The organism is Catenulispora sp. GP43 (assembly GCF_041260665.1).
Lineage (GTDB): Bacteria > Actinomycetota > Actinomycetes > Streptomycetales > Catenulisporaceae > Catenulispora.
This window is the reverse complement of record NZ_JBGCCT010000011.1, coordinates 223,467-238,448: the sequence shown is the minus strand read 5'-3', so window position 1 is coordinate 238,448 and position 14,982 is coordinate 223,467. Positions and strand designations below refer to the sequence as shown.

11 protein-coding genes and 1 tRNA gene are annotated in these 14,982 nt (G+C 72.4%); 7 read left to right on the top strand and 5 right to left on the bottom strand.

Features of this window, described 5'->3' with window-relative positions; all coding sequences use genetic code 11:
• The first annotated feature begins 30 nt into the window (after window positions 1-30).
• Window positions 31-1,146: a VWA domain-containing protein gene (locus ABH926_RS23865; RefSeq protein ID WP_370368019.1), complete on the top strand. Its 1,116-nt coding sequence runs from the start codon at window positions 31-33 to the stop codon at window positions 1,144-1,146.
• Entirely contained in the window at window positions 1,143-3,161 is a 2,019-nt protein-coding gene (locus ABH926_RS23860; protein WP_370367943.1) for a hypothetical protein, read from the top strand. Before ABH926_RS23865 ends, ABH926_RS23860 begins: the two co-directional genes overlap by 4 nt.
• 91 nt (window positions 3,162-3,252) lie before the next feature.
• Here ABH926_RS23860 and ABH926_RS23855 read toward each other — a convergent pair whose 3' ends face one another.
• Together ABH926_RS23855 and ABH926_RS23850 are read right to left on the bottom strand one after the other, a co-directional pair.
• Entirely contained in the window at window positions 3,253-6,600 is a 3,348-nt protein-coding gene (locus ABH926_RS23855; RefSeq protein ID WP_370367942.1) for a PAS domain-containing protein, read from the bottom strand.
• A gap of 148 nt (window positions 6,601-6,748) precedes the next feature.
• Entirely contained in the window at window positions 6,749-6,880 is a 132-nt protein-coding gene (locus ABH926_RS23850) for a hypothetical protein (protein ID WP_370367941.1), read from the bottom strand.
• A gap of 88 nt (window positions 6,881-6,968) precedes the next feature.
• Here ABH926_RS23850 and ABH926_RS23845 point away from each other — a divergent pair.
• Both ABH926_RS23845 and ABH926_RS23840 read left to right on the top strand, forming a co-directional pair.
• Window positions 6,969-7,059 (top strand) — tRNA-Ser (locus ABH926_RS23845).
• A 175-nt stretch (window positions 7,060-7,234) separates the two neighbouring features.
• The gene (locus ABH926_RS23840) at window positions 7,235-7,807 is read left to right on the top strand and encodes a class IV adenylate cyclase (protein ID WP_370367940.1); all 573 of its coding nucleotides are present in this window, start codon (window positions 7,235-7,237) and stop codon (window positions 7,805-7,807) included.
• A gap of 22 nt (window positions 7,808-7,829) precedes the next feature.
• On the opposite strand, the gene ABH926_RS23835 is transcribed toward ABH926_RS23840, so the two are convergent.
• Window positions 7,830-9,134, bottom strand: coding sequence for a helix-turn-helix transcriptional regulator (locus ABH926_RS23835; protein WP_370367939.1), 1,305 nt, complete (start codon window positions 9,132-9,134; stop codon window positions 7,830-7,832).
• Window positions 9,135-9,351: 217 nt separating this feature from the next.
• On the opposite strand from ABH926_RS23835, the gene ABH926_RS23830 reads away from it, so the two are divergent.
• The 3 genes from ABH926_RS23830 (at window position 9,352) to ABH926_RS23820 (ending at window position 12,689) form a co-directional block, all read left to right on the top strand.
• Entirely contained in the window at window positions 9,352-9,750 is a 399-nt protein-coding gene (locus ABH926_RS23830) for a hypothetical protein (RefSeq protein ID WP_370367938.1), read from the top strand.
• A gap of 172 nt (window positions 9,751-9,922) precedes the next feature.
• Window positions 9,923-10,939 carry a DMT family transporter gene (locus ABH926_RS23825; protein WP_370367937.1) on the top strand — a complete coding sequence of 339 codons (1,017 nt, stop codon included), beginning with the start codon at window positions 9,923-9,925 and terminating at the stop codon, window positions 10,937-10,939.
• 145 nt (window positions 10,940-11,084) lie between these two features.
• Window positions 11,085-12,689: an alkaline phosphatase family protein gene (locus tag ABH926_RS23820; RefSeq protein ID WP_370367936.1), complete on the top strand. Its 1,605-nt coding sequence runs from the start codon at window positions 11,085-11,087 to the stop codon at window positions 12,687-12,689.
• Between the two features lie 19 nt (window positions 12,690-12,708).
• Here the strand turns inward: ABH926_RS23820 and ABH926_RS23815 are convergent, their stop codons facing one another.
• Complete coding sequence (locus tag ABH926_RS23815; protein ID WP_370367935.1) at window positions 12,709-13,737, bottom strand: carbon-nitrogen hydrolase family protein; 1,029 nt, start codon at window positions 13,735-13,737, stop codon at window positions 12,709-12,711.
• 168 nt (window positions 13,738-13,905) lie between these two features.
• Complete coding sequence (locus tag ABH926_RS23810) at window positions 13,906-14,919, bottom strand: DUF2804 domain-containing protein (RefSeq protein WP_370367934.1); 1,014 nt, start codon at window positions 14,917-14,919, stop codon at window positions 13,906-13,908.
• Between the last annotated feature and the right edge of the window lie 63 nt (window positions 14,920-14,982).

Genomic DNA, 14,982 nt, shown 5'->3' with positions numbered 1-14,982 from the left:
GAGACGACGGCGGCGCTGGAGCGCTGGCGGATGATCCTCGGCGCCCCGGCTTCCGGGGGCATGCCGCTCAGCGGCGGCAACGCCTCGCGGGACGCGGCGCTGGACTGGCTGTACGGCCGGGACGACGAGCTGGCGGCGCGAGGTGTCCGCAAGGGCGGCGCCGGATCCAAGGGCGGGCCGAAGGGCCCCGGCGGCAGCGGGGACTCGGTGCTCACCACCGTCGACTGGCTCGACGGGATCACGAAGCTGTTCCCGAAGGAGACGGTCGAGCGGCTGACCCGCGATGCCGTGGACCGGTATCAGATCCATGACATCGTCACCGACCCGAAGGTGCTGGAGCGGGTCGAGCCGAGCCCGGCGCTGCTGAAGGCGGTGCTGCGGACCAAGCACCTGATGGACCCCAGGGTGCTGGAACTGGCCCGCAAGCTGGTCGCGGCGGTGGTCGAGGAGCTGATGCGCAAACTGGCCACCGAGGTGCGCGCCTCGTTCTCCGGCACCCGGCTGCGCCGGCCGTCGCAGGTCAGGCTGGCGCGGAACTTCGACGTGAAGCGCACGCTGCGCGGCAACCTCGGCCACTACCAGCCGGAGGAACGCAAGCTCTATATAGAGGACGCGCACTTTTTCACCCGCTCGCGCCGCCACGTCGACAACTGGCAGGTGATCCTGCTGGTGGACCAGTCCGGATCGATGGTCTCCTCGGTGATCCACTCGGCGGTGACGGCCGCCTGTCTGTGGGGCCTGCCGGGCGTGCGCACCCACCTGGTCGCGTTCGACACCTCGGTGGTGGACCTGACCAGCGGCGTCACCGATCCGGTGGAGCTCCTGATGAAGGTCCAGCTCGGCGGCGGCACCGACATCTCCCGCGCGGTGGCCTATGCCGGCGAACTGGTCGCCAACCCGCGCCGCACCATCGTGGCCCTGATATCAGACCTCTACGAAGGTGGCAGCGAGGCGGGCCTGCTGCGCGGCGCCCGCTCCCTGATCGAGCAGGGCGGCCGCTTCCTGGCCCTGTGCGCCCTCGACGAGGACGCCAACCCCGCATTCAACCGCGACCTGGGCGAACGCCTCGCGGACCTCGGCGCCTTCGTCGGCGCCATGACCCCGGGCGAGCTGGCGGCGTTCGTGGCCGAGGCGGTGAACTCGTGACCCCTCGCGCGGACCTGCTCGCCCTCACCGAGGACGCCCTCGTCTCCTTGACCAACCGCGGCCTGTACAAGCGCGCGGCGAAGGAGGTCGCGGCCGGCACCGGCCCGGCCGTCGCCGAGGACGCCGAAGCGGTCCGCGGCACGTTCCCCGACGGCGTCGTCTGCGCACTGCACCCCGGCGGTTTGGAAGCGGCTGACTGCACCTGCGGCGCGGTCGGCGCCTGCCGCCACGTGGTCGCGGTGGTGCTGGCGTACCAGACCGCTCACCAGACCACGGCCGCGGACGGCCCGGACGACGGCGAGGAATGGTCGCCCGCCGAGTTCACCGACGACGAGCTGGAAGCCCTCCTCGGCAAACGCAGCTATGCCACAGCCCGCCGCCGCTTCGCCGCCGGCTACCTGGCTCGCGTCCACCCGCCGACGGCCCGCGAACCGGTTCCGTGGGTAGAGCTCCCGAACTGCTCGGTGCGCTTTCTGGTGCCCCACGACCTGGCCTACGCGCGCAGCGACGTACGCGACACGAAGGAAGCGGTGGCGCTCGCGGTATGGGCTTGGCACGCCTGGACGAAGGAGTCGGGGGAGCCGGGGGATCGGCACTTCGCGGTCGGGGGTGCGGACACCGGCGAAACCGGTGCCGATGTCGACGACCTAGCAGCATCGCCCGACGTGGCCGATGGTCCCGCCGCGAGCACCGATGACGTTCAGAAAGCCGGCCCCGACGCACTCGCCTCGGCCGTCGAGCTCGCCGCCGACGTCTTCCTCACCGGCGTCTCCAACCTGGCCGCTGGCTTCACCCCGCGCCTGGCGCGCGTCCGCCGCGATCTCGAGGCGGCGAACCTGCGCTGGCCTCTGCTCGCCGCCGAGGACTTGTCCGACCAGCTCGCCGCGCACGCCGATCGCGCGGCGCGGCATCAGCAGGTGCTCGTCGCCGACCTGCTGGCCGAACTCGTCGCCCGGGCCCGCGTCGCCGGCTCTTCGGTCGGCCAGCCCCGCTCCCGCGTCCTCGGGACCGAGGAGGCGGCCGAGGTGGCGCTGCGACGGCTCCGGCTGACCGCGCTCGGCTGCCGGGTGCAGGCGGTCGGCGGGGATCGCAGGGCCCTGGTGTTCCTGGCCGATCCGGCCGCGGGCGTCGTGCTCACCCTCGACGGCCGGTACCAGGGCGCCGCGACCGGTGCCGACCTGGTCGGGCGGCGGCTGGCCGGGAGCACAGTGGGCGTGCTGGCCGGCGGCAACGTCGTGACCGAGACCGCGCACCGGCGCGCCGACCGCCGGCTGCGCCTGGCCGTGAACCGGGTCGCACGCACCACCGTCAGCCAGTCCGGCGGCGCCTGGAGCCACCTGCCCGGCACGCTGCTGGCCCGCGACCTCGACGCGCTGGCCGCCGAGTTCGACCGGCTGCCGCCGCGCCTGGTGCGGCCGCGGGTCGACGCCGAGGACGTGCGGGTGGTGGAGGTCGCAGAGGTCGAACACCTCTGGTACGAGCCCGGCAGCCAGCGGCTGACCGCGGTGGTGCACGGCGCGGCCGGTGGTACCGCGCGGATCGTCTCCGAGCACCGCTCCGTCGCCCCCGGCGCGCTCGACGCCCTCGCCGACGCGCTGCACCGCGAGCCGCGCTACGTGTCGGCCACCGTGCGGCGCGGCCGTGGCGGTCTGGTGCTGACCCCGATCGCGGTGGTGGCCGAGGGGCGCGTCGTGGTGCCCGATCTGGCGGCGGGCGACGGGTCCAAGGACCTCGACGACGGCGCCGCCCTGGTCCCCGACCCGCTCACCGCGGCCATCGAGAGCGCCTTCGAACTCCTCGCCGAGATGGTGCACCGTGGCGCGCGGCATCTGCCGCAGTCGTTCGGGACGCGCCTGGACACGACGGCCGACCGCCTTGACTCCGCCGGGCTCGGGCGCTGCGGCGCGGATCTTCGAGGCCTGAATCGCACGCTCGGCCCGGCCCCGGGGCGTGCGGCGTTCGACGCGTGGTCCGACGCCGCGATCCGGCTGATCACGATGGCGGAGCTGCGCTAGCCGCCACGACTGCCACCGCTACTGCCGCCATGACTGGCAGCACGACGGCCGCCGCCGACGCCGGTTTCCCGCGTCGGCGGCGACCGCCGTCTCAATCCACGATCTTGCCCATCAGATCACCGATCCGCTGCGCCGGCTCCGGCCCGACCTCGCGGTCGACCAGATGCACCACGGCCTCGCCCGAGCGAAGCGCACGCAGCGTGTTGGGATCCGTTATGCCCGCCGGAACCGTGTAGAGCACCGTCGGGGCGAGGTGCAGCCGCTCGTAGGTCCGCAGCCAGTCGACGACGCCGGAGCGCCGCCGCCGGATCAGCGACATGTCCATGACGATCAGCTGCGGATGCTCGGCGACCATGGCCGCCATCGCGTCGTTCTCGCCGGCCGCCTGGGTCACCCGCATCCCGTCGCGCTCCAGCGAGATCGCGAAGCTGGCCGCCAGGTCCGGGTTCTCCTCGATCAGCAGCACCCGCGGCGCCGGCACCTGCTCCGGTGTCAGGGCCCTGAGCAGCGCGGACGGATCCGCGCCGCGCCGCGCCGTCGCGGACATCGCGGCGGCCGGGACCGCGCCGAGCCCGGCGGTCACGAACAGCGGGATGCCCGAGTCGGCCGCCGCCGCGCGCAGCGTGTGCAGCGCGGCCCGGGTCACCGGGACCCCGACCGGGTCCGCCAGCAGGGCCACCGGCCGCGCCGCGCCGGTCTCGCTCAACTGGGCGGGCGCCTTCAACGCGGTGGGCGCCAACCCCTGCGAGGCCAGCACCTGCTCGGCCCCGGCCTCCGGCGTCGGCCACACCAGGAGCGTCGGCGCGAACTCGCGTTCGGCGCCCGGCGCCGGCCAGGCGTCCGCGCCGGCCGGATCCGGCTGCTCCGGGTTCGGCCACGCCTGCGGCTCGTTCATCGCCGGCTTCGAGGCCGCGAACGGCGACGGCGCGAGCGCGCCGAACGGCGAGGCGGTGCCGGAGTCGGCCAGGAAGGGCGCGGGCGGCTGGGCCTGCGGCTGGGGCGCGGGGGCCCCGAACGCAGAACCCTGGATCTCGCCGAACGGCGACGGGGGCGGTGCCTCGTCGCTCAAGTAGGGGACGGGAGGCTGCGGAGCGGCCGGCGCGACAGGCGCGACAGGCGCGGCCGGCGGGAAGGCGACGGCCTCGCCGAACGCACCTGGCGGGAATCCCTCGTCGTGCGCGTTGAGGTTTCCCCCGTCGGAGTGATGTCCGTGCCGTCCACTTGTGGCGGCGGCGGCAGCAGCAGCGGCACCGGCACCGGCGGCCGAACCGGATGTGTCGCCCCCGGGCACCTCGTCGCGGAACAGCGGCTGCGCCGGATCCGGACCGTACAGGCTCCCCGATCCGACGGCGCGCGGTGCGCCGAAGCGCGAGTCGCCGCCGTCGAGTTCGCGGAACATCGAGTCGCCGTAGAGCGAAGCAGCCTGCTGGGCCTCCGGGGTGTAGTTCCCCGACGTGGCCATCGCCGCTTCGTCCTGGTACGAGCCGGACGTGCGCAGCGCCGCGTCGGCCGCCGGCTCGACGTGCTGGATCAGGTAGTTGTCGGAGGACTGCTGCTGGGCGGCCCGCCGGCGTCCTCGGGGAGCCGACTCGGTCGGCCCGGATCCCGACGCCGCTCCCGGCCCCGGTGGCGCCAGCCCTCCCGAGCCGTTGGCCGCCGCCGCGCTGTTCCCGGCGGCCGAGGCCGCGCTGGGGACGGCGCTCGGGATGGCGAGCGCCTGGCCGAAGCCGAGCTCCTCCATCGGCGCGATCTGCCGGGGGATGGTGGTCGTGGTGGCCGCCGCGGAGTCGATCCGCCGCCGACTGCCGTGGCTGCCCGGTCCGCCCTGCAGGCCGGCGGAGTCCGCGGGTTCGATCTCCCGGACGATCGGGATGATCCGCGTCTCCTCGACCAGGTTGCGCGAGGCGGAGGAGGCCCCGGAGGCCAGCTCGTTCTCGCCCTCGGGCCCGACCGGCAGCTCGATCACATAGGTGACGCCCTTGCCGTCCACCCGGTGCACGGTCAGCTGGCCGCCGTGCCGCTCCACCACGGTGCGCGCGAAGCCCAGGTGCTCGGGCACGCCGGCGACCTCCGCGCCGCGCACCTCGATGCGGGCGATGGGCCCGCGGCGGGCCGCGGCGACCACGACCGTGGAGCCCGGGGGAGAGGCCTGGACCGTGTCCACGAGCAGGTGGCGGACCGCCTGCGTCATGCGGTCGGCGTCGATCACGACCTCGGCCGGACCGGTGTGCACGGCCAGGTCGATGCCCGCCGCGCCGGCCAGGTCGGTCGCGGCGTCGGTGGCCGCGTGCACTATCCGGCCGAGCTCGGCGGGGCGCTTGCGCAGGCCGGTGGGGCCGGCGGCGGCGTCGAGCAGTTCCTCCACCAGGCGCGAGGCCTCGGCGAGTTCGGCGGTGACGTGCGCCAGCTGGTGCCGGGCCGAGGGGGTCAGGGCGTCGCCGGAGTTGGCCAGCCGGGCCAGGCCGTTGCGGGCGGCGTCCAGGGGGCGTTGCAGGGCGTTGAGTGTCTCCGCGCCAGGGCCCGCGCCGGCGCCGTTGGCCGCGCCGGCCCCGCCGAAGGCGTTGACCCCGCTGAAGGCACCCACGCCGGGGTGGCCGCCCATGCCGCCGGACTGCTGCGGGGTCTGCACCGCCGGCAGCCGGAAACGGGACAGGTCGACGAAGGTGACGACCGCCCCGACCAGGGCGTCGTCCTCCATCACCGGCGCGGTCGAGAGCTCGACCGGCACGGCCCCGCCGCCCTTGGCGACCAGGTGCAACCCGGCCTCGCTGCCGAGACGGTGCTTGCGCCCGGTGCGCAGCGTGTCGGCCACCGGCGACGGCTCGCCCGGCGCGGACCCGCCGATCAGCGCGTCGAACTCCAACCCGCCCAGCTCGGAGGCCCGGTACTTCAGCACCCGAGCGGCGGCCGGGTTGACCAGCACCACGCGCCCACCGGTGTCCACCCCGACGATGCCCTCACTGGCGGCACGCAGGATCAGCTCGGTCTGCCGCTGCTGGCGCCGCAACTCGGCCTCGGCATCGGCGACCCCGGAGACGTCGCGCACCACCACGACCTCCAGCCCGCCATGGCCGGCCGGCAGGAAGGACCGCACGACCTCGGCCGGGAACCCCGACCCGTCGGCCAACTTGGCGACCATCCGCGTGGGCACCCCGGCATCGGAACCGGAAACGGACCCGCCCCCGGACTCCCCCGGATCGGTCCAGACCCCAGCAGTCGGATCCGGCGAGGCGACCCGCGCCAAGGCGGTACCGAAGCCGGACAGAAGATCAGTGACGGGCCGTCCGACCAGCGGCGCACCCGGCGCCTCGAACCACCCCACAGCCACGGCGTTCGCGTTGACCACACGCCCGCCGCCGTCGACAAGCAGCAGCGCCTCGGGCAGCGAGTCGAGTATCGCCGCCAACCGGGCGACACCCCGCACCGGTGAACGGTCCATCCAGCCGTGGCCCTCCTCGTGGCGTGCGTCAGGCGCCACTACCCCCGCGAGCGACAGGTACTCGTCGCCGGGCCCACCATCCCGCCCCACACCGGCACCAGGGATGGCGGCAGAGGAAGAAAAGGTGGCGATGGTCACCGATAGGCGACTATCCCACAAGCACCCCGAGCACGTCTCCCCCGCCTACGAGATCCCGGCGCACCGCCAGGTTGGCGAGCGAGTCGGTGAGCGCGTCGCCGGGCGTGTCGGTCAGCAGGTCTGCGACCAGCTCTCGCACCACGTCGGCAAAGGCTTTTGTCTCCGGTGAGACGACCGGGTACGCTATCGGCGACCGTACAACCGCCGGTGACCCGGCGGGGGTGGGTTTTGGAGGCGTCGCCTAGTCCGGTCTATGGCGCCGCACTGCTAATGCGGTTTGGGGCTTAAACCCCATCGAGGGTTCAAATCCCTCCGCCTCCGCAGTAAGGGCTGGGAGATCTAGATGATCTTCCGGCCTTTTTTGCTGCCTGCGCCACTCCTGTCGTCACCGAATGTTCCCGCATTCGAACATCCGCTGGAGGTTTCCGCCGCCCCCCTCGGGAGATGACCGAGACGGCCGTACTCTTCGCCTGGGAGGACGAGGGAACCCGCGATCATGCCGATCGAAGCCGAGCTGAAGGCCCGCGTCCGTGACGTGCCCGCGCTGCTGGCTGCGCTGGACAGGCGCGCTGAGCGGGAGATGGTCGTTTGCCACGACCGCTACTTCGACAGTCCTGATGGAACCTTCGCGTCGGCCGGGCACGAGTTGCGGATCCGGACCGTCGAGACCGATGCCGGTGTGCGGAATCTGCTGACGTTCCGGAAGTCCGGTGCCGACGCGGCCAGCGGCTCCCGGCCGGAGTACGAGACCACCGTCGGTGATGCCGACGTCGCCGAGTCGATCGTGCTGGGCCTCGGGTACCGGCCGATGGTCGCGTTGTGGAAGCAGTGCTCGAACTACCGGTGGCGGCAGGGTGGGCGGGATTTGCTGGCGACCGTCGTCACCGTGCCTGAGATCGAGGGGACGTTCGTCGAGTTGGAGACCGTCGCCGAGGCCGATGGGGACCTCTCGGCGGCGCTGGACGCGGCCCGGGCCACGCTCGTGGAGCTGGGTATCGCCGACCATGATCTGACCACTGAGCTCTACACCGACGCTGTCGCGGCGGCGATGAGGGCGTCCGCCGCGTAGCTGAGTCCGGGCCTCCGCGCCCTCAACCCCCCAACAGCACCCGCTGCGCCGCCGGCACCTCGCTCGCGATCTGCGTGAGCCGGCGCGCCACGAGGCCGTGCCGGTATTCGGCCGGGAGGGACTGCCACACCTGGCGGATCTGCTCGCAGCCGTGTTCGGCCTCGCCCTTGCGGAGGAGCATCACCGCTTCGTCGAGTTCCAGCATGGCGCGGCCGACGAGGTCGGGGCCCGCCTGGGGGAGTTCCAGGGCGCGGTGGCGGAGTTCGGCGGCTATGCGTTGTTCGCCGAGGGCGCCCAGGTTGTGGGCCTGGTGCCAGCGGAGGCGGTATTCCGATGCGCCGATTCCGTCGGCCTCGGTCGCGGAGCTGGGGAGGCGGTCGCGGACTTGTTCGGCTTCGCGGATGGCGTCCAGGGTCTCGCGGCGGCGGCCTCGGCGGGCGTGGACGCCGGCTTCGACCAGGAGGCCCAGGACGCGGGCCGGGGTGGGGCGGGGGCCGGCGATCGATTGGGCGGCCCGGGCCGCGCCGAGGCCGGCGTCGAGGGAGCGGCGGAAGCAGACGTGGACGTACGACAGGTACGCGCAGACCCACGCCTCCAGGCTCACGTCCCCCGACTGGCGGGCCGCGCGCTGGGCCAGGCGGAACCAGCCGAGGGCTTCCTCCAGTTCGGCGACGTCGCCCAGGCGGCCGGCGATGAAGCCGGCGTTCTTGGCCTCCACCCGGTGCAGGCGCTTGCGGCTGTCCTCGGAGCGGACCGTGCGGAGCAGGCCGTAGACCTGGGCCAGATCGTGCATCCGGGCTTCGATGAACTCTGACGGCGGCAGCGCGTTGATGTAGTACCCGCTGCGCTCGGTCCGTTCCTCGAGGGTCCGGACCGCGGACGTCGCCGCCCGGTTCTGCCGCTGCGTGGGCGGTGCGAGGGGCGACGGCTGGAACGGCGGCAGCGGGACCGCCGCTCCGTCCGCTCCCGCCGCTCCTTCCGCGCCGCCAGATGCGCTGTCCCCGCCGCGTGTGTAGTCGGCACCGAAGCCGAGACGATCGGTCCGCGTCTCGTACAGCTGACACAGCGCATTGAGGAAGTGGTGCGAGGGCAGATCCAGCTGCTTCTCCCAGCGGGACACGCTCTGGTGCACCACGCCGCAGTCGATCCCCTCGCGCCGCAGGATGTCCGATATCCGCTCCGCGACCTCGGCGAGGGTCATGTTGTGCGCGATGCGGTGCGCCCGCAGCAGTGTGACCCCGCAGTGCAGATGGACCGCCTGTACCGCGTCCCACGTCGTGCCGCCCTGTTCGGCGACACCCCGCGCGAGCCTCCGCCCGCACGACACCGGGTGAATCGAACGCCTGTCCCCCACGAAGCACCTCCAGCCCCGACTGAAGACCGAGTGCAGCCGCTGTGCGGCCACTGAGAACGTACGGCGGGGCGCCGGGCACGTCGAGGCCGCCGGCGCTTTTCTCGCGCCGCGTGCAGACCGGGTTTCGCGCGACGCGAGCAGAGCCGCCGGTTTGTGGTGCGCGGCCCTGAGCAGCGCCGATCCTCGAGCCATGACGGAGCCGAGCAACCTCCTCGCGGGCCAGGACCCGCCGCCGGAGCCGGTCGTCGCCGACGACGGGACGTCCAGGCAGCCGAACCGGTTGGACCACATGGGATTCCTGCTGCAGCTGGTGCAGGTCGCGCCGATGGCGATGAGCCTGTTCGGGGTGTTCCTGTCCAGCGCCTGGGCGCTGCGGGTGACCACCGCGGCGACGCTGGCGGCCGGGTGGGTGGCCATCACGCTGCTGTCCCACGGCCGCGGCGGACACCTGTCCCACGGCCGCGGCGGACACCTGTCCCACAGTCGCGGCGGACACCGCCACGAGAGCCGCACGCGCGGTCGCGGTCGCTGTCGCGGGCGCGGGGCCTTCCGCAAGCGGGGCCGGGACGTGGCAGACGGCGAGCGGTGACGGCCGCCGCCGTCCCGCCCGCCTCCGCCCCCGGCGCGCAAGCCACACCGTGTCCCGCAGTCCTGTGAGATGCCCGTTTCCGGCTTGGCGTTGGCGCTACGCTGACACCATCGACGAGATCTCAGAGAACGAATCCGCTTCAGCGCGCTCTCGTGGCGATGACCTGCGAGGCGTGTTCGCGCTGATCGTGCTGGCGGCCTCGTTCGCCCTGCTGACCGTCCTCGCGCGCTATCTCAACACCGGCTTCACGATCGCCCAGCAGGTGTACCTGCGCTCCCTGATGGCGTTCCTGGTGGCGGTCGTCGCCTTCCGCCGCAAGATCCGGTGGCGAGCCGTGGTGCGCCGGGTGGGCCCGCGGGAATGGGGCGTGATCGTCTTGCGGGCCGTCCTCCTGTACGCGATCGGCACCACGATCTACTCCCGCGCCGCGACGATGACCTCGGTCGGCGACGTGTCCTTCATCGCCGCGCTGCCCCTGGTGTCGGCGCTGGGCCTGGTCTCCCGCCGCACGCGGGCGACGGGCGCGCGGACCTCGTGGGTCCTCGGGTCGGCCGTGGGCGCGGCGATCCTGTCCGGGTTCGGAAGCTCCGGAGGCGGCGCGCCGGCCTGGCATCTGACCAGGCTCTCGGAGGCCAATCTCGGCGACCTGATGGCGCTCGTCGCGATGCTCGCCATCGCCGTCAGCTACTTCACGCGCCCCTGGCACCGGCCGGTCGGGCCGTCCCGCGTACCGCTGAACAACCAGGAGATCACCGCGCTGCTGGTCGGCGTGGGCGCGCTCAGCGTCGCCGCGCTGTCCCTGCTCCACCGGGAGGGCCTGCCGCACGCGACGGACTCCTGGCGGCTGTGGCTCGCGGTGGCCGCGGCCGGTGTGCTCAACGTGCTGAACGTCTTCCTGATCAACTACGCCTTCGAGCGCGTGGACGCGGTGCGGGCGGGCAACCTGCTGACCCTCGAATGCGTCTGGGGTCTGGCCTTCGGGCTCATCTTCTTCGGGCAGGTGCCCGGGGTCGGGGAGCTGGTCGGCGGGACGCTCATCGTGGCCTGCGCGGTCGGCTTGAACACCGCCAACCGGACGCGGCCGCCTGCCCCCGAACCCGCGCGGGCGGCGCCGGTCGAGGATGTCGAGGATCCCGAACCTCCGTCGGAGAACCTCGTGCTCGAACTCACGCCGGGCAACCGCCGCTGAAGCAGCCCGCTGGAACGCGGACGGCGGCCCCTTTTCACCGGATCGTCGCCGCCCCGACCGGTCGCAGAGCTTGTCAATACGCCCCGGATCGTTAAGTTACTGACGCGTAGCGCAGCCATCGGAACCGTCTGTAACGGAGGAATCCATGAGCGACCCATCCGCACGTCCGGAAAAGCCCGACTTCAGCCGCCGGGACCTGATCGCCGGATCCGCCGGTGCGCTCGGTGCGGCCGCGCTGGCCGGTGTCGGGGCGCACAGCGGGCCCGGGCAGCCCACCGACGCGCAGAAGAAGATCCTGGACACCGCTCTGGCGGCGTCGGCGAGCGGTGCGGCGAGCCTGAGCGACGTCGAGCATGTCGTGGTCCTGATGCAGGAGAACCGCTCGTTCGACCAGTACTTCGGGACGCTGTCCGGCGTGCGCGGGTTCTCCGACCCGGCGGTGCCGACGCAGACCGTCGGCGGGACGCAGTACCCGGTCTTCAACCAGTTCGGGTTCGCGCCCGGCATCGGCGCCTCCGCGACCGGGTATCTACAGCCCTTCCAGCTGGTCAGCAACCCGCCGCTGGAGAACGGGCAGACCACCAACGACGTCTCGCACAGCTGGGCCACGCAGCACCAGAGCTGGAACGACGGCGCGCTGGACTCCTTCGTCACCGCGCACCTGGCCGCCGACGGCGCCACCAACGGCCCGGTGACCATGGGCTATTTCACGCGCCAAGATCTCGCTTTCTACCACGCCCTGGCCGACGCCTTCACGATCTGCGACGGCTATCACTGCTCGGTGCTCGGCCCGACCGACCCCAACCGGCTGATGCTGATGTCGGCCTCGATCGACCCCGAGGGCGCGCACGGCGGCCCGGTGGTCGAGACCTTCGGCAACCGGATCGGCGAGACCGGCAAGCTGAGCTGGGAGACGATGCCGGAGCGGCTGCTGGCGGCCGGGGTGGGCTGGAAGGTCTACAACGACCCGATCGGCCTGCTCGCGCTGAGCCCGCTGCCGTACTTCAAGAACTACGACAACCCGTTCTCCATCACCGGCCTGGAGCTGATAGGCCGCGGCCTGACGCCGAACTACCCGAACGACTTCAAAGCCGACATCGCCTCCGGCAAGCTGCCGGCGGTGTCGTGGATCATCCCGCCGGTCGCGCAGTGCGAACACCCGGCCGCGCCGCCCTACTACGGCGAGTACTTCGTCCAGGAGGTCCTGGCCGCGCTGGTGTCCAACCCGGAGGTGTGGGCCCGGACCGTCGTGTTCGTGGTCTACGACGAGAACGGCGGCTTCTTCGACCACGTCCCGCCGCCGACCGCGCCCGAGGGCACGGCCGGGGAGTGGCTGGCGACCCTGCCCTCGGCGGCCGGCGGCGTCAACGGCCCGATCGGGCTGGGATTCCGCACCCCGGCGCTGGTGATCTCGCCGTTCAGCGCGGGCGGCTTCAAGTACTCGGGCACCCTGGACCACACCTCGGTGCTGCGGTTCATCGAGACCCGCTTCGGCGTCGAGGTGCCGAACCTGTCGGCCTGGCGCCGCGGCGTGACCGGCGACTTCACCGGCGCCCTGAACCTGACCGCACCGGCGGACCCGGCGTTCCCGACGCTGCCGGTGGTCTCCATCGGCGACACCTCGGTGGCCGAGCAGGCGGTACTCAACGCGCTGGCCGGCACGTTGGACGTCGGCATCCCCTATCCGCTGCCGACGTCCAACAGCATGCCGGTGCAGGAGAGCACGCCTGCTCGGCCGGACGTTCCCTAGTGACTATCCAGGCATCGCACTAGAAAGCGCTCCGCGCTTCGCTGCGCGGATCCGCCACCACTCGATGCTGCTCGTACAACCCGCCGCGCGCCTCCCGCCGCCACGGCCGCGCGTGGCGCACGGCGATCTCGACCTCTGCCGCGCCGTCGTCGATCTCCCCGACCACGACGGCGGCCGCGGTGGACGGCTCGCACCGCGCCGACCACGTCCCGTCCGGCCCGAGCAGGCCCGAGGGCGTGACGGCACCCAGCGACGCCGGCGCCGCGAACGCCACCCACATGCTGTTCACCGCCGCGAGGCCCTGTGCCTCGGTCACGAAGGACTGCGACTGTTCCGACGGGCCGGGGCCGGTCGTCGCGAACAGGACGCAATCCACTCCCTGCTGTTCGTATGCCGCGAACAGCTCGGGATAGTGCACCTCCATCCCGAGCAGGCAGCCGAACCGCACGCCGTCCACGTCGAACGTCACCGTCGTCGCCCCCGGCGCGTACATGTACGTCACCTTCGTCTTGGACAGCAGCCGCTCGTCATACCGGCCGGCCACCTCGCCGCGATCGGAGATCACGTACAGGCTGTTATGCGGCCGGTTCGGCGGGGTCAGCCGATGCACGGAGCCGAGCACCGTCCACAGCCGCAGCTCCCCGGCCAGCGCCGCGATCTCGCCCAACTCCTCGCGCAGCACGTCCCACTCGAACCGGGACCAGTCCGAAGGGCCCACCTCGTCCGGGACGGACGACATCACCCGCTTGTTCGGCGCGCAGACGGCGCCCTCGGGGAAGAGCACGAGCCGCGCGCCGGACCCGGCGGCCTCTCGCATCAGTCCCCTGATCTCGGCCCCGGCGGCCCGCAGTCCCGCGGCGTCGCGCGGGTCGTCCACGAGCGTGGTCTGCGCCACCGCCACCTGGATGTGCTTCGTCTTTGTTCGCTGTTCCGACACCTCAGCTCCTTCTGAAGCTGTCCGGAAGTGCCGAAGCGCAGCCGTGTACGACTCCCCGGTCTTGGCAGCACGGGAGCGCACTCGTCGTTTGAACCGCTTGTTCGCTGTCATCCTCGGCCTTCCACGCCCCGAGCGGCGATCCCCCAGCGATCCGCCCGGAACGGCGGCACCCTCGACAGCGACCTGAGACGGTGGGTCCCTTTGCCTCCGGTGATCAGGCCGTGCTGGGGACGGCTGTCGGAGGTTCGGCGTAGGCCACGCACCACAGATGATAGCGGCTCACATCCGCGCGTCCATGCTTTCGCAGACGCCGTGCACGTCCTTCACCACGGTGACGGTCCCGTCCTCGGCGCGCACGGTTCCGGCGTAGCGGCCGAACATCTGGAAGTAGTCGATCGCCACGACTCCCAGGTGCCGCTTGACCGTCTTGCGCCCCTCCGGGGTGAAGACGACGTCCAGCCGGCCGTCGGCCGAAGTGATGAGCCACGGCGCGTTCGGATCCCCGCCCTGCTTGTGGAAGCGGACATCCGCCAGCGCCTCGCACGCTCCCGGCGTCCACAGGCACGATTCCTCCGGCTGCCCGGGTACCTCCGGCCGGTTGACGAAGTTCGCCCCGGCCGGCCCTTCCTCCGTCGGCATGGCGAAGGTCCCCCAGACCCAGCGGGTCCGGTAGGGCAGCAGCGAGCGGTGCTCGTCGAGGACGGCCAGATCCCGGTCGGGGGAGAAGGCGACCGACGTGTCGCCGAACCGGAGCGTCCCGGAGACCGGATACAGGGCCTTGTGCGTGTACATCTGGCCGCCGGGCAGCCGCGAGCTCACCGACAGCGGCGCGCTCGCCGCGGTGGCGTCCAGCGTGAGGTCGCCGGTGATCGCCGGGGCCTCACCGGTCGCGGCCACGTCGATCTTGATGTGGTGCCGGCCGGTGTGCTCGGAGAAGTCGTAGGCGACGTGGTAGCCGGGGCGGTCGATCGCGCAGCTGTTGTCCATCAGGTTGTGCGGCAGGTTCAGCGAGCCGCCGCGGGCGTTCGCGGCGTGCTGGTGCAGGACGGTCGCCGTCCGGTCGAAGACGTAGATCTCGGAACTGGCCAGGTAGTGCGCGTCCTGCAGGATCAGCGAGGAATAGACCTCGGGGTGCAGCAGGGTGAAACCGACCCATTCCTTCAGCCGCAGCCGGCGCCGGGCCCGCGCCAGGCCCTGGTACTCGGCCAGCGGGTCGACGACGGTGGGCCGGGCCGGCAGGCGGCCGTAGCGTCGGATGCCGGAGACGACCAGGCGGTCATGATCAGCAGCCATGGGCGTTATGTTTGCCCCGGCGGGGCTCGGCGTCAAGATGTTCTTCGCTCTGCATGATCTTCG